The organism is Haloarcula terrestris (genome assembly GCF_031624315.1).
Classification (GTDB): Archaea; Halobacteriota; Halobacteria; order Halobacteriales; family Haloarculaceae; genus Haloarcula; species Haloarcula terrestris.
Genome location: NZ_JAMQOM010000001.1, coordinates 128,032 through 145,363 on the forward strand (window position 1 = coordinate 128,032; position 17,332 = coordinate 145,363).

The 17,332-nt window shown below is 63.8% G+C and carries 21 protein-coding genes; 8 read left to right on the plus strand and 13 right to left on the minus strand.

Going from position 1 to position 17,332, the window contains the following annotated elements; genetic code table 11:
- Positions 1 to 41: 41 nt before the first annotated feature.
- The 3 genes from NDI54_RS00695 to NDI54_RS00705 all read right to left on the minus strand — a co-directional run bounded on the left by NDI54_RS00695 (position 42) and on the right by NDI54_RS00705 (position 3,987).
- Entirely contained in the window at positions 42 to 1,145 is a 1,104-nt protein-coding gene (locus tag NDI54_RS00695) for an aminotransferase class V-fold PLP-dependent enzyme (RefSeq protein WP_310894577.1), read from the minus strand.
- Positions 1,146 to 1,362: 217 nt separating this feature from the next.
- Positions 1,363 to 1,980, minus strand: coding sequence for a rod-determining factor RdfA (rdfA, locus tag NDI54_RS00700; RefSeq protein WP_310894578.1), 618 nt, complete (start codon positions 1,978 to 1,980; stop codon positions 1,363 to 1,365).
- 45 nt (positions 1,981 to 2,025) lie between these two features.
- On the minus strand, positions 2,026 to 3,987 hold the full coding sequence (locus tag NDI54_RS00705) for an archaea-specific SMC-related protein (protein ID WP_310894579.1): 1,962 nt from the start codon (positions 3,985 to 3,987) through the stop codon (positions 2,026 to 2,028).
- A 300-nt stretch (positions 3,988 to 4,287) separates the two neighbouring features.
- Here NDI54_RS00705 and NDI54_RS00710 point away from each other — a divergent pair, with 300 nt between their 5' ends.
- Genes NDI54_RS00710 through crcB form a run of 3 tightly spaced genes read left to right on the plus strand, consistent with a single transcriptional unit; the run spans position 4,288 to position 5,381 of the window.
- Positions 4,288 to 4,635, plus strand: a complete 348-nt coding sequence (locus tag NDI54_RS00710; protein WP_310894580.1) for a hypothetical protein — start codon at positions 4,288 to 4,290, stop codon at positions 4,633 to 4,635.
- Positions 4,636 to 4,638: 3 nt separating this feature from the next.
- Positions 4,639 to 5,022: a fluoride efflux transporter FluC gene (locus NDI54_RS00715; protein ID WP_310894581.1), complete on the plus strand. Its 384-nt coding sequence runs from the start codon at positions 4,639 to 4,641 to the stop codon at positions 5,020 to 5,022.
- On the plus strand, positions 5,022 to 5,381 hold the full coding sequence (crcB, locus tag NDI54_RS00720; RefSeq protein ID WP_310894582.1) for a fluoride efflux transporter CrcB: 360 nt from the start codon (positions 5,022 to 5,024) through the stop codon (positions 5,379 to 5,381). Before NDI54_RS00715 ends, crcB begins: the two co-directional genes overlap by 1 nt.
- On the opposite strand, the gene NDI54_RS00725 is transcribed toward crcB, so the two are convergent.
- Positions 5,378 to 6,463: an ATP-binding protein gene (locus NDI54_RS00725; RefSeq protein WP_310894583.1), complete on the minus strand. Its 1,086-nt coding sequence runs from the start codon at positions 6,461 to 6,463 to the stop codon at positions 5,378 to 5,380. The two genes, crcB and NDI54_RS00725, sit on opposite strands and share 4 nt — an antisense overlap.
- 75 nt (positions 6,464 to 6,538) lie before the next feature.
- Here NDI54_RS00725 and NDI54_RS00730 point away from each other — a divergent pair, with 75 nt between their 5' ends.
- Positions 6,539 to 6,985 (plus strand): DUF7382 domain-containing protein, encoded by a 447-nt coding sequence (locus NDI54_RS00730; RefSeq protein ID WP_310894584.1) that lies wholly within the window; start codon positions 6,539 to 6,541, stop codon positions 6,983 to 6,985.
- Here the strand turns inward: NDI54_RS00730 and NDI54_RS00735 are convergent.
- The 3 genes from NDI54_RS00735 to NDI54_RS00745 all read right to left on the minus strand — a co-directional run bounded on the left by NDI54_RS00735 (position 6,982) and on the right by NDI54_RS00745 (position 9,053).
- Complete coding sequence (locus NDI54_RS00735) at positions 6,982 to 7,713, minus strand: protein-L-isoaspartate O-methyltransferase family protein (RefSeq protein WP_310894585.1); 732 nt, start codon at positions 7,711 to 7,713, stop codon at positions 6,982 to 6,984. The two genes, NDI54_RS00730 and NDI54_RS00735, sit on opposite strands and share 4 nt — an antisense overlap.
- Before the next feature lie 61 nt (positions 7,714 to 7,774).
- Positions 7,775 to 8,398, minus strand: a complete 624-nt coding sequence (locus NDI54_RS00740) for a protein-L-isoaspartate(D-aspartate) O-methyltransferase (protein ID WP_310894586.1) — start codon at positions 8,396 to 8,398, stop codon at positions 7,775 to 7,777.
- A 1-nt stretch (position 8,399) separates the two neighbouring features.
- Positions 8,400 to 9,053 carry an HVO_0476 family zinc finger protein gene (locus NDI54_RS00745; RefSeq protein ID WP_310894587.1) on the minus strand — a complete coding sequence of 218 codons (654 nt, stop codon included), beginning with the start codon at positions 9,051 to 9,053 and terminating at the stop codon, positions 8,400 to 8,402.
- A 111-nt stretch (positions 9,054 to 9,164) separates the two neighbouring features.
- On the opposite strand from NDI54_RS00745, the gene NDI54_RS00750 reads away from it, so the two are divergent.
- Positions 9,165 to 9,569, plus strand: coding sequence for a DUF1648 domain-containing protein (locus tag NDI54_RS00750; RefSeq protein WP_310894588.1), 405 nt, complete (start codon positions 9,165 to 9,167; stop codon positions 9,567 to 9,569).
- 74 nt (positions 9,570 to 9,643) lie between these two features.
- Here NDI54_RS00750 and NDI54_RS00755 read toward each other — a convergent pair whose 3' ends face one another.
- A complete protein-coding gene (locus NDI54_RS00755; protein ID WP_310894589.1) occupies positions 9,644 to 10,603 on the minus strand; it encodes an aminopeptidase in 960 nt (319 codons plus the stop codon).
- A gap of 179 nt (positions 10,604 to 10,782) precedes the next feature.
- Between NDI54_RS00755 and NDI54_RS00760 the strand changes: the two genes are divergently transcribed.
- On the plus strand, positions 10,783 to 11,847 hold the full coding sequence (locus tag NDI54_RS00760; protein WP_310894590.1) for a type II glyceraldehyde-3-phosphate dehydrogenase: 1,065 nt from the start codon (positions 10,783 to 10,785) through the stop codon (positions 11,845 to 11,847).
- 3 nt (positions 11,848 to 11,850) lie between these two features.
- On the opposite strand, the gene NDI54_RS00765 is transcribed toward NDI54_RS00760, so the two are convergent.
- Positions 11,851 to 12,342, minus strand: a complete 492-nt coding sequence (locus tag NDI54_RS00765; RefSeq protein WP_310894591.1) for a metallophosphoesterase — start codon at positions 12,340 to 12,342, stop codon at positions 11,851 to 11,853.
- A 108-nt stretch (positions 12,343 to 12,450) separates the two neighbouring features.
- Here NDI54_RS00765 and NDI54_RS00770 point away from each other — a divergent pair, with 108 nt between their 5' ends.
- Positions 12,451 to 12,702: a DUF7533 family protein gene (locus NDI54_RS00770; protein WP_310894592.1), complete on the plus strand. Its 252-nt coding sequence runs from the start codon at positions 12,451 to 12,453 to the stop codon at positions 12,700 to 12,702.
- On the opposite strand, the gene NDI54_RS00775 is transcribed toward NDI54_RS00770, so the two are convergent.
- A complete protein-coding gene (locus tag NDI54_RS00775; RefSeq protein WP_310894593.1) occupies positions 12,699 to 13,373 on the minus strand; it encodes an RNA ligase partner protein in 675 nt (224 codons plus the stop codon). The genes NDI54_RS00770 and NDI54_RS00775 overlap by 4 nt on opposite strands.
- 96 nt (positions 13,374 to 13,469) lie before the next feature.
- On the opposite strand from NDI54_RS00775, the gene NDI54_RS00780 reads away from it, so the two are divergent.
- Entirely contained in the window at positions 13,470 to 14,582 is a 1,113-nt protein-coding gene (locus NDI54_RS00780) for an RNA ligase (RefSeq protein WP_310894594.1), read from the plus strand.
- A 21-nt stretch (positions 14,583 to 14,603) separates the two neighbouring features.
- On the opposite strand, the gene NDI54_RS00785 is transcribed toward NDI54_RS00780, so the two are convergent.
- The 3 genes from NDI54_RS00785 to NDI54_RS00795 form a co-directional block, all read right to left on the minus strand.
- Positions 14,604 to 16,445, minus strand: a complete 1,842-nt coding sequence (locus tag NDI54_RS00785) for an ATP-dependent helicase (protein ID WP_310894595.1) — start codon at positions 16,443 to 16,445, stop codon at positions 14,604 to 14,606.
- Between the two features lie 81 nt (positions 16,446 to 16,526).
- On the minus strand, positions 16,527 to 16,826 hold the full coding sequence (locus NDI54_RS00790) for a DUF7521 family protein (RefSeq protein WP_310894596.1): 300 nt from the start codon (positions 16,824 to 16,826) through the stop codon (positions 16,527 to 16,529).
- 28 nt (positions 16,827 to 16,854) lie between these two features.
- Positions 16,855 to 17,205, minus strand: coding sequence for a winged helix-turn-helix domain-containing protein (locus NDI54_RS00795; protein ID WP_310894597.1), 351 nt, complete (start codon positions 17,203 to 17,205; stop codon positions 16,855 to 16,857).
- Positions 17,206 to 17,332 lie beyond the last annotated feature (127 nt).

The following is a 17,332-nucleotide window of genomic DNA, read 5'->3' on the forward strand; positions in this document are numbered from 1 at the left end:
AACGACCGGGCAGGGCAAGAAAGTCCGGGCGTGGGGGAGAGCTACAGCGCGTCGAGCAGCCGGTCGATGTCGTCGGCGGTGTTGAACGCGTGGACCGACGCACGGACCGCCTCGGGGTGGGGGAGGGACCTGATGACGATCCCCTCTGCCGCGAGCCGCTCAACGGTCACCTCGGGGTCGTTGGCAGTGAACGTCACCAGTCCCGACTCGTATTCGCGGGGGCTCAACAGCCGGTCGCCGAGGCCGTCCTTGAGCCGGTCGGTCAGCCGCTCGACGCGGGTCTGGATCGTATCCAGTCCGACGGCTTCGACCGTTTCGATGGCGTTCGCAAGTCCGACGTAGGGCACCGGCGAAGTAGTGCCGACTTCGAAGCGGCGCGCACCCGGGTAGTATTCGTACCCGTCCGCGCCAGGGTCCTCGATGCTGCGGTAGCCGATGCGGGTCTGGCGCAGTCGGTCGTAGGCGTCAGGGTCGACGTAGAGGAACCCGCCGCCCCAGATGCCCAGCAGCCACTTGTGGCCCGCCGCGGCGACGAAATCCGCGCCCCATTCGGTCACATCGACGGGATGTTGCCCGACGGACTGGACGGCGTCGACAAGCACCTGCGCGCCGGCATCGTGGGCCACGTCGACGACATCGGCGACCGGGAGTCGCGTCCCGTGGGTCCAGGTGAGCGAACTCAGCGACACCAGTCTGGCGTCGGCGACGGCGTCTTTCACATCGGCCATGTCGAGCCGACCGGCGTCGGTTTCCAGCACGCGGACCTCGATATCGTGGGTGTCGGCCAGCCGATCCCAGGGAAGTGTCCCGGCGGGGTGTTCGAGGTCGGTTCGGACCACTACATCGCCGGGCTGCCAGTCGATAGCCCCGGCAACCATGTTGACCCCGTCGGCGGTGCTGCGGGTGAACGCGACGTTGGCGGCGTCGGTTCCGATGTGACTGGCGACGATCTCGCGGGCCGCCGCGATAGCGTCCCACGCGACCGCGTAGGGGCCGTCGCCGGCCGGTGCGTCGAAGGCGTGGCGTTCGAGAAACGACGTTGCGGCGTCGACCACGGGGCGGGGTGTCGGTCCGCTCGCGCCCGTGTTGAAGTACGTACACCGTTCGAGCGCCGGAATCGACGCACGCAGTTCGGTCGGATTCATATCCCTGTCCACGAGCGCCGGAGGCTTCAGCCCTGTGTGACAGTTCAAACAGAGGGCGGCAGTGGTTTCAGGGACAGCTTCGGGTCTCTCCAATCGTGCCGACAGTAAATCCCCTCAGATTGTATTTCATTACGTTTCACAACCTCATTCGCTTGTATTGTATCGTATTACAGTTGGCTACGCCGCTACAGTCGAATCGAACTGTCCGAAAACCGACTCAGTCCTGCTGGCACTCACAGCCGCCCTGCTCAAAGAACTCCGCGACAGCGTACTGGCTGCCACAGGACTGACACAGCACCTGCGCGTCCAGGAACACCTCGAAGTCCTCGATGTCGATGCGGCCCGTGTCGCGCAGTTTCTCGATGCGCTGGTCGGTGACCGACAGCGTCCGCGTCAGCAGGCGCTGAATGCTTTCGAGGTCCTTCTCGATCTTCTCATCGTCGGATAGTCCCTGGTACTCCGCGCCGCGCCACTCTTTCAAATACGACCGAATAGCCTGGTACGTGACGAAATCCGTGTCGAGGCTATCCACGTCGATGCCGTTGCGTTCGAGTCGGTTGACGGTGTCCGTCCGAACACCTGTGCTGATGTCGTCGCCGGTGAGGTTCTCGTAGGTCGATTCTACGTCGCTTTCGAGCGCGCTCAGGCCGGCATCGACCAGCGCGCGTTCGAGGAGGCGCTTGTTGAAAAACTCCGCGAGGTCCCGGAGGCTCATGCGCTCTTCGCCGTCACCGGTCCAGCGAGCCTCCATCTCCGCACCGAGTCCGTCGAGTTCATACTCGTCGATGAGTCGAGCGACCTTGCTCGACGGGCGGCCGTCTGTCGTATTCGCCATTTGTTGTTCGCACGTACGGTAACCGGGAGTAAAAGACTACTGGGGTTAGATCGAGGTGATGCGGTTGAAGTCGTCGTCGAGCGCCTGGGCGTCCTCCGGCAGGAGTGCGACGACCAGATGCTCGGCGTAGTCGGCGAAGTACTCGACGAGTTCGGCGATCCGTGCCGAGTCGATGGCCTCCAGCGAGTCAAGCAGCATGAACGGGACGCTCTCGTGGAGGTCGTGGACGAGATAGCCCGCGAGCGCGAAGATGAGTCCAGTCACTTCGCGTTCGCTCTCGCTGAGGTGCTCGATGGTGTCCTCGTAGGCCGCGCCGTTCTCCGTGGTCCGAACGATGTGGAGTTCGAACACCGTTTTGTCGACCTTTTGGCGTCCCTCCCGGACGGTCTGCTCGACGCGCTCGATCCAGATGCGTTCGAGGTTCTCGTACTCCAGGATACCGAGAATCGCGTCCATGTGCTCGTTGAACTGGTCGACGGCGTTGCCCTCGATCTGGTCGATCTTCGTCCGCTTGTCGGTGAGCTCATCAACCAGTGCGTCACGCTCCTCACGGAGGTCGTCGGCCTGCTCGACCAGCTCCTCGATCTCCTCGATTTCGTCGCTCACGTCGTCGAGGTCGGACTCCAGGCTGTCGATCTCGAACTCCAGTTGGTTCGCCTCCCGGTGCAGCGAGAGGATCTCGTCGAAGTCTTCGGATTCGAGGTTGTCGACCTCGTCTTCCAGCGACTCGACCGTCTCTGTCAGCTCCTCACGTCGGTCCTTCAGGGAGGTGATCTGCTCGTCGCGGCGCTCGATCTCCGTTTCGGTCTCCTGGATCTTTCGCTCAACGTTCTCGCGGCGGCGCTGCTTTTTCTCGGCCTCCCGCTGATCGGCTTTGAGATCGTCGAGTTCCGATTTGATATCGTTGAGGTCCTCGACCTTCTGTCGGCGGAGGTCCTGGAGGCGGTCGACAGTGTCTTCGATCTGCTCGCGGTTGACTGTCGAACCACACGTCCAGCAGACGACGGATTCGCCGTCCTCGTCTTCGAGGAGTTGCTCCGTGACATCGCCGTCGGAGCCCTCCGGCGCGTCTTCCAGCGACTGGATGACATCGTAGTCCTCCTCTTCGAGCCGTTCCTCGTTGTACTGGATGAGGCTCTGGAGGTCGGATATCTCGCTGTTGAGCAGTTGGCGCTGGTCGCGCAGGGTTGCGATCTCGTCTTCGAGATGCTGCTGGTCGCCCATCGGCGTCTCCGGCAGTTCGTCCAGTTCGTCCTTGAGGTCGGATCGTTCGCGTTTCAGCGAGGCGATGCTCTCCTCCTGGGCCTCGATGTCCCGACGGACGGATTCGAGGTCCGACCGCGTCGAGCGCAGTTCGTCGAGCTTCTCTTCGAGAACGTCCTGTTCCTGGCGGCTTTCCTCGATGTCCCGGCTGCTGTTGTCGATCTCCTCCTCGCGTTCGGCCAGTTCCTCGCGTTTCTCTTCGATCTGCTCGCGAAGCTCGGTCCGGCGCTGTTCGAGGTCCGGGAGGTCGCGCTGGCGGGACTCGATGGTGGCGAGTTCGTCGTTGATGTCGCCTTTCTCCGCTTCCAGCTGTTCGACCTCCGACCGGATCGCGTCGATGTCGACCGGGCGCATGATGATCTCGCGGAGGTCGTCGCCGCGAGCCACGGACCGGCGCGCCTCGTTGGTTTCGAGCAGGAACGCGAACAGGTCGGCGACTTCGGGGTCATCGAGATACCCGTCACCGTCGAACTGGACGGCGTCCCCCGCTCGTGTGAGCGTCCGCTCGTATATTTCGTCCCCGTAAGTGAGGGAAACACTCCCCTCGTCGGCATCACCTTTCAGCGTCGCCTGTGTGCTCCCCATCGCTGCCATGATAGACTGCAGAAACGATGTCCGGTTTGTGGCGTTCTTGCCCGTCAGGACCGTTACCCCCGGTGGAATATCGACGGCTGTCTCGTCGATCCCACCGATATTGGTCACTTCGAAGTGGGCGACACTAGATTCTTGCTTTGATTCTGCCATTGGACTGGTGTTGTCGGAGTGGATATAAAAATAATTTCATTGCCGAAAGAACCGCTCGCCACCCCGAACGTGGGTCGACACACCGGATACACCAGCAGTATCGGTCGACGGCCAACGCAGAAACCGCCGGTCGGCAGAGGAATAACACCTGTACCAATATTATTCCGCCACTGGGACTGACAAGCGGATCAGCGGCGTTTCTCGCTGATATTGCTAGTCAGTTGTGTTTCGTAATATCTATCGCTTGTGAGGAGTATCAAAATATCAATCTATAAGTCACAGTGCTCGGAACCACGAGATATGACCAGGTACGAAACGCTGCTGGAAGTCGAGCTGGACGAGTGGGACAGTGGATACGGCGTCTTGCAGATCGTCGAGCCGGACAACAGCGACACCGCCGAGCTACGGTTCTGTTACTTCAACGAGAACGGGAAATTCACGAACCGGCCGCTAACGCTACGTCCCGGCGAGGAGACGCTGGACCGCACGACGCGGATGGTGGAGAACCTCGGCTACGTCGCCCGGACGTTCGACCCCGAGGAGATCCGCGAACTGGTCGACACGCTGGGCGAAGAGCGGGTCATCGAACTCGCACAGCTCGTCGACACGCTCGGCGAGGCGCGGCTGGCGGAGATACTCGGAGACTGACCGATGGGAGGGCGTCACCCGCTTGCAGCAATTGAAACCATTGTCCTCGTTGGTGTCGGGGGCTTCGCCGGCTCGAACCTCCGGTACTTCGTCGGCCTCTTTTTTCCGGGGTTGCAGGGGACGCTGCTTGTCAACGTCCTCGGCAGTTTCGCGCTCGGCGTCCTGGTTTACGAGGGGCTGCAAGTCGGTGCGCTGGCCAGCGAGACGAAACTGGCCGCTTCGACCGGCTTCATCTCGTCGTTTACCACCTACAGCACGTTCGCGGTGGAGACGGTGCTGACACCCGAGTGGGCCATCGCGAACGTCGTCGGCAGCTACGCCCTGGGCTTTGCCGGCGTCCTTGTGGGACGTGAGGCCGTTCGTCTGTTCGCCGGAGGTGAGCACTGATGGTCGCTATCGAGGCGGCACATCTGGTCGGAACCGGCGGGGCACTCGGTGCGCTCTGTCGCCACTATCTGACCCAAGCGGTCCAGCGAGAGACGTTTCCGCTCGGGACGCTGACGGTGAACACTCTCGGCAGTTTCGTCCTCGGGCTGCTGACGTTCGCCGGCGTCACCGGCGACGCGGCGCTGCTGGTCGGGGTGGGTGCGTGCGGGTCGTTCACGACGTTTTCCTCGTTTTCGGTCGAGACAGTACGACTGTGGGAGGACGGCTACGTGGCGCTTGCGGTGGGCAACGCCGTCGGGAATCTCGTCTGTGCGCTGGCCGCGATTGGGTTGGCCTGGGGCATCGTACAGGTCGTTTAATTCCCCGTCCACTCTCGGGTTTCAGACTCCCCGTTAACACGGGCTTTGGATCCCCTATCTCCCCCGAGGTCGCTGGCCCGTGGCGTCTCGCCACCGTGGGGCGTCCGCCGCTCGCGGACGGTCACGTGATGGACGAATTCGGTGCCGTCGTCGACGACGAGTGCGTCACCGGTCGCTTCGGGTAGCCGGGTCGCGAAATCACCGTCGAGATACGTCGGCTGGGCTGCCTGTAGCGCGTCGATGTCGGCCGTGCTCGTCAGTCTGTGGGCGACGAGCAAGTCAGTCTGTGAGACGGCCGTCGACGGAACGGCACTGGGTCGCTGGGTCGCCAGCACGCAACTCACGCCGGGCTGGCGGCCCCGGGTGACGAGCCGCCGGAGTGGACGCTGGGCGACCCCATCGGTGAACGCGTGGGCCTCGTCGACCAGTAGCCACGGTAGACGGCTCGTCCGGTCGGCCAGCCGAGCATCGTAGAGCGCGGTCGCAACGGCAGCGAGAACCGCACCGGCCGGCCGCGAAGCGAGTCCAGACAGATCGAGCACGGTCAGACCGTCGCTGCACAGCGTTCCCGTCTCGATACCCGCAGGGTCGAACACGTCCCAGGATGCAGCGAGCGCGAGGTGGTTCGCCGCCGCTCGGCCGGTGCTCGCCGCTGCATCCGCATCAGTCACCCACGAACGCATCTCGTCAAGCGTCGCGCATTCGCTCGCCGCACGCCACACGAGCGCGCCCGCGCCCTGCTCCGGGTCGAGTCCGAGCACCGTGCACCACTGACGTGGGTCGAGCGCGTCCGCGCGAACGCTGGGATCGACCACCGTCGCCGACACGTCCGCAGTATCCAGCGGCGTGAACGCCCCCATCGGATCGGCGACGACTGGCGCGACGCCCTCGGCGTCAAGTAGTCCTTCGGCCAGGACGCCGAGCGTGTACGTCTTCCCCGACCCGCGTTTCCCGACGACGAGGCCGACGTGTGGCCGGTCGACATCGAGGTCGACCGCAGCGCCGCAGCTCCCGTCGCGGGCCCGGTAGTGGCCCAACCGCGTCGTCGCTCTGTCCCCTCCGTCGCGTCCGATAACCACCATGCCGGCGGTTGTTCCGCTCTGGTATTTGAACGTTCGTCCGAGAGTTCAAGTGCGAAGCAGTGACCATCCCTGCCCATGTCAGATTCGCTGTGGCGTGACGAACGTGCTATCGAGGGGCTCCCGATCCGCCTGGTCATCGCACTGGTGGTCGGCGTCGCCTGCCTCTCCGTAATGATGAGCACCATTTCCGGCATCGAGACGCTGCAAGTGACAGAAGTCGACGTAGAGCCACATCCTGAAGTGACTGACCCGGGAACGCAGGACGTGGTCGTCACCGTCGTCGATTCGAAGGGGTCGCCCGTCTCCGGCGCAACGGTGGTCGCGAAAAGCGGCACGGCAACGCTCGCATCGGTCACGACGGGGGAGACAGACGGCGCGGGGAACGTGACCCTCTCGCTGTCGCCGTCGCTCGGGCCGAATCAACAGGACGGAACCGTCGTCTTCGAGGTGAAACCACCGGCGGGTAGTAACTACGAGGACGCCCGCTCGAACACAGATATGCTGGTCGTCGAGTCGCCCTAGCCCTCCCAGTCGATCCACTCCTGCTCCCACCCGGCGCGGGACTGGGCTGCCCGCCGAGCGTGTTCGCGGTCCTCGCGGTGGGTCCGATTGCGCTCGACGGTGTCGGCTTGCTCGCCCTCGACGAGCATCGGCTGGAACGCGACTGTCCCGTGTCGCTGGACCGAGCCGTCGGCTTCCACGACAGCGAGGGACTGCTCGCCGGTGCCGAGTGGCATCACCAGCCGTCCGTCCTCGGTCAGTTGCTGGAGGAGCGCCCGAGGCGGATCGATTGCGGCGGCTTCCAAGAGGATTCGGTCGTAGGGCGCGTACTCGGGGAGGCCGTCCGCCCCGTCACGGCGGTCCACGAGCACGGCGTCGTAGCCCGCTTTCGCAAGGTTCTGGCGGGCCTCGATGACTAACCGGCGCGTGATGTCGATTGCCTGCACGTTGGCCGCACCGACGTGTTCTGCCAGCACCGCGGCCGTGTAGCCGACACCGGCACCGACCACAAGCACGTCGTCGTCCTCGTCAGGAGCCAGCGCTTCGAGCACCCGACCGACGGTACTTGGCGAAAGCACGCGCGTACCGAGACGTTCGAACGGGCGGTCGGAGTAGGCCTGCTGCTCGCCGACGAAGGCCTCTCGGGGAACGGCACGCATCGCTGTCGACAGCCACGCACTCCGGACGACACCCTTGCTCTCGTGTTGCAGGCTGTCGACCATGTCGTCCCGTAGTACCGCCGGGTCCATATCGAATTATTCGGCCGGAGCTATATCAATGGCGCGACAACGGCCACGTCTGTCGAAAGCCCTACTGTAGCGGCACGAAGCGGACGCCGCCGTGGTCGGCTCTATCGAGCGTTCCGTCGGCCCGTTTTTCCGCCCGGATAAGTCGCTGTTGCCCGTCACCGATGGGTGCGAGGAGAATGCCACCGCTCCGGGTCTGGTCGACGAGCGGGGCGGGGAAATCCGGCGCGGCACAGGTCAGATACGTCCGGTCGTATGGTGCGTGCTCGGGCCACCCCTTCTTGCCGTCGCCGGTTCGGACGGAAACGTCGCCGTAGCCGGTTGCGTCCAGCGTCTCCCGTGCCTCGGCGGCCAGCGACGCGTGATACTCTACGCTGTAGACGTTCTCGGGACCGACAAGTTCAGCGGTCACCGCGGCGTGGTAGCCACAGCCCGTCCCGATTTCCAGTACCCGATCCCCCGGCGAGAGGTCCAGTAACTCGGCCATGATTGCGACCATGTGCGGGGCCGAAATCGTCTGGCCCGCGCCGATGGGAAGCGGACGGTCGGCGTAGGCGTCGTGGCGCTTATCGTCCGGGACGAACTTATGCCGGGGAACCGACGCTATTGCCGCGAGAACGGGCTCGGTGGAGACGCGAGAGCGGAGGTGGTCGGCCAGCCGTGACCGCTTTCGGTCCCAGTCAGCCATCCTACCACGCCGACCACGCCGTGGTCGACTCGTCTCTGACGTACAGTCGGTTGATGTCTTTCGCGATGCCCATGTCGCCGTCGTGGTCCATGTTCTCGTGGTCGTAGCCGTGGGCGTCGTCGCGGACGTGAATCCCCTCGACGGTGAACTCCTCCTCGCCGAACTCCTCGGTTTCGCCGACGACGAACTCGTAGTCGCCGGGGACGTGAAGCTTGAAGCTCTCGGTCTCGTCGTGGGTCCCGTCTTTCGGATGCATCGTGACGTTGACCGAGACGTTCCCGACGGCGCGGGACCAGATTGTCTCGACGGCCTCGGCGGCCGCGTCGTCCTCGCGGCCGTCTTCGGTCTCCAGACTGGTGATACGCGCCGTCACGACGGCCTCCTCGGTCTCCAGCAGGAACTCCTCGCCGACGGACAGTTCTTCCTCGGCCGGCACGTTGACCTGTGCGGTGAAGGAGTCCCCATCCTGCGAGACGACAACGCTGCGCTCCAGCGTCTCGTCCTCGGGCAATTGCTCCTTGTGCACGTGGTCACAGTCCGTACAGCGAACCGTCACGTGGCCGCCCGGCTTCAGCACCTCGTGGACCGTTTCCAGGTCCGGCGAACAGGCCGGACACGGGAGGGCGATGCGGTCGCCCGGTGTAGCGTCTGTCATATGTCGGATTTGACCGCCCACCCCTAAATGGTCGTCGCCACGGCGCTGCTCGTGGTTCTGTTTCGCACGGCAGGGGAGCGTTTATTGAGTTGCCGAAACGAAACGCCAACAATGGCCCTCCGTCGGAACCAAGCCGACATCGCGAGCGGTGTCCTCATCGGCCTGACAGCCCTGGCCGGCGTGGCGGTCTGGTCGCAACTCCCGGCCGAGGTCGCGATACATTTCTCCGCGTCGGGCACACCCGATAACTACGTCTCGAAACCCGTCGGCGTCGTGCTACTGCCAGCGCTAATGCTCGGTACGCTCCTCATTCTGAAGGGTGCGTTCCGATACGACCCCCCGGAGACGCCGCAGGTGGCTGCTGCCATCACCGTCGCAACGATGGCGTTCATGGGCGCGATTCACGGGCTCGTGCTTGCGTGGAATCTCGGCTATCCCGTCCCGTTCGACCTCGTCCTCGGCGGATCGCTCGTCTGGGCGGTTTTCATCGTCGTGTACGCCAGGCAAGCGGCGTAGCTGTCGCAGTTCAGGGTTTCGACACTCACTCAACGCGAGGAAGTTCCACTTCCTCGCCGTCCTCACGGCTCCCGTCAGTCGCCGTTCGTCTTTGGGAGATCTACGATCTCCCCATCCGCATACACGGTCGGTTCCGTCAGAATCCCGTCAAGGTGAATCGGTGCATGCACGTCGCCGCCCATCGCGTGGTCGTCGCCGATGGCGATGTGGACCGTGCCGCCGGCCTTCTCGTCAAGTAGAACGGAGCCGACGAGTTCGGTCACGGCGACGTTCGTCCCGATGCCGAGTTCGGCGAGGTTGTACGCATCTCGGCCGACCTCCTCGGCGGCGTCCTCGACCTCCGCGCGGATGTCGGGGTCGTCGATGTCCGTGACATAGCCGTCCTCGACCTCGAACGTGAGGCGTTTGCCGTCGAGTTTGCCGTGGGGGCGCATTGTCCCGTCAACGACGAACGTGCCGTCGGCCGTCTCTGGGGCGAGGAACACCTCGCCGGCGGGGAGGTTCGACATCTCGCCGGGTTCGTGGACGATACCGGTGTCCATGTGCCACTCACGGGTCCCGATGCCGAACGTGATGTCGGTCCCCTGGGGCGAGGTGACCCGGATTTCGTCGGCGTCCTCGACCTGTGCCAATACGTCCTCGCAGTGCTGTTTGATGCGCTGGTAGTCGGTGTCTAACCCCATCAGGAACACGCCCTCGCTGATGCCGGGCAGCGTCGCCACGCGAGCGCCGGCGTCGTTGGCGTCGGTCCGGGCCTCGGTGTGGCTCAGGCTCTTTGTCGTCGGCGCGAGCACGACATCAGCGGTTCGCATCGCACCGGCGACCGGCGCGGGCGGCTCCGCGCCGTGTTGCTCGCCCGGCGGGTAGCGCACGAAAACTGTATCTTCGGAAATCTCTGCGGCGACGCGGTACAGCGCCTCACCGATTGACTTCCGCTGGTCGTCGGTGATTATCGCACACGACTCGTCGGGCTGGAGATTCAGGCACTGTCTGACGGCGGTCTCTGCGGGCGCACGAAGCGACGAATTGTCCATACGAACGGTTCCGTCCTCCGGCTGAATAACTCTTGATGGACCGTCGAAACACGATATATCTCAGTGTTTTTCGCAAATTTATGCGAAAAGTTCACATTCGCCAGTGGTACAACGATCTGAGTTAATTTCTCCAAATTTTAATCACAAAGAATATACTCTCCCCGGAGGTACAGTCGTGTATGCTCCACGTGGGCATCAACGGCTTCGGCACCATCGGGAAACGCGTCGCTGACGCGGTGCGTGTCCAGCCAGATATGACAGTTGCGGGCGTCGCGAAGCGCTCGCCGAATTTCGAGGCAACTATCGCAGACGACCGCGGCTACGACCTCTACGCCGCGGACGGCCGCGAACCGTTCGACGAAGCTGAGCTCGCGACGGCCGGCACAGTCCATGACCTCATTGAAACGAGTGACGTGGTCGTCGACACGACGCCGGGTGGGGTCGGCGAGGCCAACGCGCCACTGTACGCCGAACATGACACGCCTGCCATCTTCCAGGGTGGGGAAGACGCCGACCTAGCGGACGTGAGTTTCAACGCTCGCGCCAACTACGAGAAGGCGGTCGGCGCGGACACCGCCCGCGTCGTCTCCTGTAATACGACCGGACTCTCGCGCCTGCTCGCCCCACTCAAGGAATCCTACGGCGTCGAGAAATCGCGCGTGACACTGGTCCGGCGCGGTGCCGACCCCGGCCAGACCGGTCGCGGCCCGATCAACGACACGCTTCCCGACCCCGTCGAAATCCCCTCTCATCACGGCCCCGACGTACAGACGATTTTCCCCGACCTCGACATCGACACGATGGGGATGAAAGTCCCGACGACGCAGATGCACACCCACAGCGTCAACGTCACGCTGGAGAGCGAGCCCACGACGGAAGAAGTCACGTCCCTGCTCGCCGATGAGTCGCGTCTGTTCCTCATCCCTGAGACGCTGGGCATCGACGGCGCGGGAAAGCTCAAAGAGTACACCCGTGACGCCGGCCGCCCGCGCGGTGACGTGTGGGAGAACTGTATCTGGGCCGAATCTATCACGGTCGAGGGCCGGGATCTCTACCTGTTCCAGGCCATCCACCAGGAAGCCGACGTGGTGCCGGAGAACATCGACGCCGTTCGCGCACTGTCCGGACGAACCGCAAGCGCCGAGAAGAGCATCCGCCGGACCGACGAAGCACTCGGTGTCGGCCGCGGACTCGTCGAACACGACGGTAGCCCACAGCGCGTCGACGGCCACGCCGACGACTGATTCTCACCCGAGTTCGTGGAACTTCACTTCGCCGGTGTCCGTCGAGAGCGTCGCAACGGAGAACGGCTCGGGCGCGGGCGGGATCGAGATGCCGCCGGGATTGATTCGGTCCGTACCCTCGCGCTTCTCGTGACCACGTTCGTGCGTATGCCCGTGAAAAACGTAGTCGTAGGTCCCGCACTCGACCAGTGCGTCGACGATCTCCCCGCTAGTCCCGTGATACACCGCGATGGCGTGTCCATCGATGGTCAGCTCACCCATTTCACCGACGTACGTACCGAACTCCTCGACAGTAGACTGGACTGCCCACTCGCCGTCGTTGTTGCCGCGGACGGCGTAAAACGACCAGTCGCCGTCGAACGGCGTCACCGAGAACGGGGCGACAAAGTCGCCACAGTGGACGACCGTCTCACAACCCAGATCTGCGAACGTCTCGACCGCGGCTTCGACCTGCGCGGCGTTGTCGTGCGTGTCAGAGACAATACCGATTTGCATATCAGCGACGTTCAGTTGGCAGCGACTTGAACGTGTGTCCTCGACCTGTGGGGACGCGGTCATCAGGCAGGCGCGATACTTTTGTTTAGTCACCGCCTACGACGGCCGATGGCACGGGGACTCATCGGGACAATCGAGCTGATGGTCGCGGTCGTACTCGCCGCACGGGTCACCCTCCTTGGGGTCGACAATCTCGCTCGCGGCCAGACGGCGATTGGCGCGGTCTTTCTCGGGTTAGCCGCCGCCTTACTCGTCATCGAGTGGGTCGCTCCCTCCCCGACGGACATTCCCGGCGCACTCGCCGGCCGGGCGCGCAGCGCGCTCCCCGGCGGGAAGCCGTCGGACGGCGACGACGACTAGGTCTCGTCGCGCCAGCGGTCCGGGTCGTCGGCGGCGAGATACTCCCTGAGCAGCGGTGGGAAGTTCCGCCCCTTGAGATACCGCAGTCCGAAATCCTCCGCCCAGTTGATGATTCCCTGGTCCTCCGTGACGACGCCGGCGTCCAGTTCCTGTGCGAGTATCAGGAGGTCGAAGTCCTCGCGGGAGTCGAGCACGCCCTGTCGGAGCGTGTCCCGGTACTCGTCGCGCAGGTCCGAGATGACCTTGTCCACCTCCGTCATGTGGTCGTGTTCCTCGACGGTTTCGGCCCGTGACTCCTCGGCTTTCCGGACGGCTTTCTCCGAGACGCGCAGACCGCGGTCGACCCGCTCTGACATTTCGTCGATGAACTCGTACACCAGATCCGCCGGAATCCGCACCTCGTGGTGGGCCGGGGACTTCGTAATGACCCACGTGTCCAGTTTCGTCAGCACATCGTCGCTGATGGCCCGATCCTCCAGCATCGTCGTCAATTCGGCCTGTATCGACGGCGGCATGTAACAGGAGATGTTGTGGACCAGTTTCGCCTCCGAAATGAGGTCGAGCAGTTCCAGACAGGCCGCCTCCAGGTCCTCGTCGTCGCTTCTGATTTCCGGGGTGAGAAACAGCGACGTGTCGAGGACGAACCGTTGCTTGAGCGGGCGGTCGACCATACTGTTGCTACGATAGCCTGCCACTAATGCGCTCTGACGGGTGCGGCGGTGTCACGCGCCAGCAGAATTTTAGTGTCATGTCAACAAGGGCCACATATGTCGAGAGACTGGGGGTCGCTGTTCGACGTGGACACCGACCCCGAGGACCTGCTGGAACATTTCGATACCGAGTGGTTCCGGGGACAGCGATACCGGCATCTCAGCGACGAGCGCCACGGCATCGAACGCGGGACGGCGGTCGTCGGCGACACGGTCGTCCGGGGCTATCCGTCGATGCCGCGCGCGCTCGTTCTCGAACCGGCGATCCGGAAGACATTCGACGGCCCCGTCGCCATCGAGGAGAAGCTCAACGGCTACAACGTCAGGGTCGCGCGGATCGATGGCGACCTCCTGGCGTTCACCCGGAGCGGGTTCGTCTGTCCGTACACCACGCGGAAGGTCGAGGCGCTACTGGACGCGGATGCGTTCTTCGACGACCACCCCGAGCAGATGCTGTGTGGCGAACTCGTCGGTCCGGAGAACCCCTACACCGACCACGATTACAGCGAGGTCGAGGGGGTCGGCTTCTACGTGTTCGGCATCCGCCACCGCGAGAGCGGGACGCCGATGGGCGTGGAACGGCGGCTCGACCAGTGTGCGACTTACGGGCTCGACAGCGTCGACCACTACGGGACGTATACCCCGGGCGCAGCCGTCGACGCCGCCCGCGAGCGGATCGACGACCTGAACGCCCGTGGTCGGGAGGGCGTGGTCCTGAAATCGACAGACGGGGAGACGGCACTGAAGTACACGACGAGCGCCATCCACCGCGCCGACCTCGAACACGCGTTCGAACTGCCCTTCGACTACGGCCGGGACTTCGTCTTCACGCGCGTCATACGAGAGGCCTTCCAGGCCGTCGAGCGCGACGCATCGCCGGAGTCCGTCAGCGAGCGGGCACAGGAACTCGGCGAGGCCATTCTCGAACCCGCAGTCGAAACGATACGGGCGGTGGACGCGGGCGAGCCGGTCGGCGAAACGCACACCGTTCGCGGCGACCCGCAAGTCCTCGACGACCTGCTGTCGTACTTCCGCGAACAGGGGCTGGAACTCCACGTCGAACGCGACGACACCGACGGGGACCAGGGGGTCGTCACGTTCACCAAGATCGCACAGTCGACGCGGGACAAGACCCGGTACTACCTCGAAGGCGGGACGCTCGACGAATAAGGAGAACGGGAGCCGACTGCGTCAGTCAGCCGCGATGGTCTCGCTGGCGTCGTCGAGCAGTTGCTCGATGGAGCGGTCGCTCGGCTCGTTTTCCAGCAACACATCGATGGGTAGCGTCGGCGCACCGTCTACCAGGTTCTCAAGCAGGACGAGCCGTTCGCGGGCACGGGACATGCCGACGTAGAACACGCGCCGTTCGTTGTCGGTCAGCGTCGGTACGGGACTGGTGTGTTTGGTGAACTCCTCGACGCCGGGCACCTCGATGCCCTGCTGGTCGACGGTCGCGGCCATCTGCTCGACGACCTTCTCCGTGAGGTCGGTCGCCACGAACACGTGGTCGGCCTCGCGACCTTTGGCGGAGTGGATAGTCCCCACGCGGACGCGGTCGGCGTCCATCCCGGTGTAGTCGCCGGTGAAGTACGCATCGACGGTCCGTTCCTGGAAGTTGGTCACCTTCCGGAGCATGTCGCCCGCCGAGGCCGCGTCCGGGAGGAACGGCACGTGGTCGCGGACCACATCGGGGTCGATTTCGATGTCGGCGATGTCTTTGTCCTCGTGTGATTCGTCGATTTCTTCGAGTGCATCGAAGAGTTCGTCGCGCTCGCCCGTTCCGAAGGCGGAGTCGACGAGCATGTCGGCGAGTCGGCGCGCTTCCAGCACCGTGAGCGGTTCGTCGGCTTCGACGGCTTCGAGCCCGTTGACGTACTGAGTGAGCCGGTCGGTCCACATCCGCTGGTCGGTGAGACAGGAGAAGGGAATCCCGTTGTCGATGAACTCGTCGATGAACTGGAACATCTGGTACCGGGCCCGAAACAGCACCATCACCGTCTCATCGGACTGCTCGATTGTCCGCGTGACGTTCCGGGAGAGGTCGAACATCGAGGGGTTCTGAACCGCCTCGACGCGGCCGCCCTCCTTGCGTGGATTGAGATCTTTCTCCTGGCGCTTCTCGATGTGGCGCACCTCGCGGTTGACGACGTTGAGGATGCGCGAGGGGAGCCGGTAAGAGTTGGGCAGCACCTCGTCCTGAGTGACGACTTCCTCAAGCAGGAGGTCGGGATCCGCGCCCTGCCAGGCGTAGACGACCTGGTCGTCGTCGCCGGCGATGAGCACCCGGTCCATGTGGGGCTTCCACTCGTCGTACACGTCGTACTGCAGCGTCGTGATGTCCTGAAACTCGTCGATGATGAGGTAATCGACGTTCGGCAGCAGCGAGCGCTGGGCGACCCGTTCGAGCATGTCCGCGAAGCCAGTCAGGTCGTTCTCACCCTTGTAGGTGCGCCAGCCGCGGATGACGCTTGGCACGTCGACGCGGTCGTCGTCGGTCGGCCACGTCGGCGTGTACTTGTTGCCGGTCTGGGCGTTGTCGTCGATCTCCGGCGGCAGTCGGACCTCCTCATCGTCCCACTTGAACGGCACGTCGTACCAATCGGCCACGTCGCGGCGGGTCCGCTGGAGCCACTGGCTCGTCGCGATGATCTTGTTCCCGAGGGTGGTCGAGCGGGCCGAGCGGCGGCGCGAGCCCTCGTACTCGTCCTCGTATTCGATGCCGAACTCCTCGCAGAAGGCCTCCTTGTCGTCCTCGCCGACAACGTCGCCCCGAGAGAGGTTCAGCAGTTCGTATGCCTTCGCGTGCATCGTACAGACATTCCCGCGGAGTGCGCGGGGTGACAGGTCGAGGCGCTCCGCGAGTCGCTCGCGGATCTCCGCGGCCGCCGCACGCGTGTACGAGACGACCAGTACGTCCCGGAAGTCCACGTCGTCGTCTTCCAGCAGTTCGTCGACGCGGTCGAGCAGCGCCGTCGTCTTCCCGCTACCGGGCCCACCGAACAGGCGGACAACCTCGGTGGTCGAATCAGTCATTGAACATGTAGTGGGACCGCGGCCAAATAAACAACGTGCTTTACCGGGACGACAACTGACCGGCGAACCGGATCGATGTTCTCACCGGTACAGCGACACGTACAGCATCGCGAACCCGATAATGAACGGGATCGTCTCGGCCATCTGGAAGAAGACGCGAACGATGGCACCGGTCTCGCCGGCGCTCAATTGCGTGATGACACTGGAGATAGCGACGCCCATACTGATGAACGCGAAGCCGACGAACGCGGACTGTAACCGGTCAGAGGGCCGTTTTCGATAGGCCTGGAAGCTAATGAGCGTAATCCCGAGCGTCAATCCGAACACGACCATCCGCATCAGAATGAGCACGCCACGTGCGATGGCCACACCGGTCGTCATGCTATCGCCTCACCAGTAGACAGCGGACTCATTCGGGGTTCAGCTCGTCCCAGAGCTGGCTGAACCGGTCCGGGAGGTTCTCCTCCCGGTAGATGCGTACTTTGTACTCCTCGTCTTCGAGCGAGATGACCGTCGACTCGAAGTTGGACTCGTACACCTTGTAGTGGTTCCCGTCCTCGGCGACGAGCGTCCGGTCGGTGACAAGGTCGTACTCGTCGAGCAGTTCGATACGTCGATACACGGTCGGCAGCGAGAGGTCACACTCTTCGGCGAGGTCCTTTGCCGACTGCGGTTCCCGACTGATCGCGGCGAGCACGCGGCGCGCGTGCTTGTCACCGATAGTATCGAGAACCTCCTCGATGCTCTGTTCCTCAGCCACTACCCCATGATTTGCGTCATATTATATAAGCGTTTTCGAGCACTGTAGTGGTTTCACGTTCAGAAAACACTGCCCCGTTTATATGATGATAGCCCCTGTAGCAGCCACTGCGGATCGCGTTCAGGTG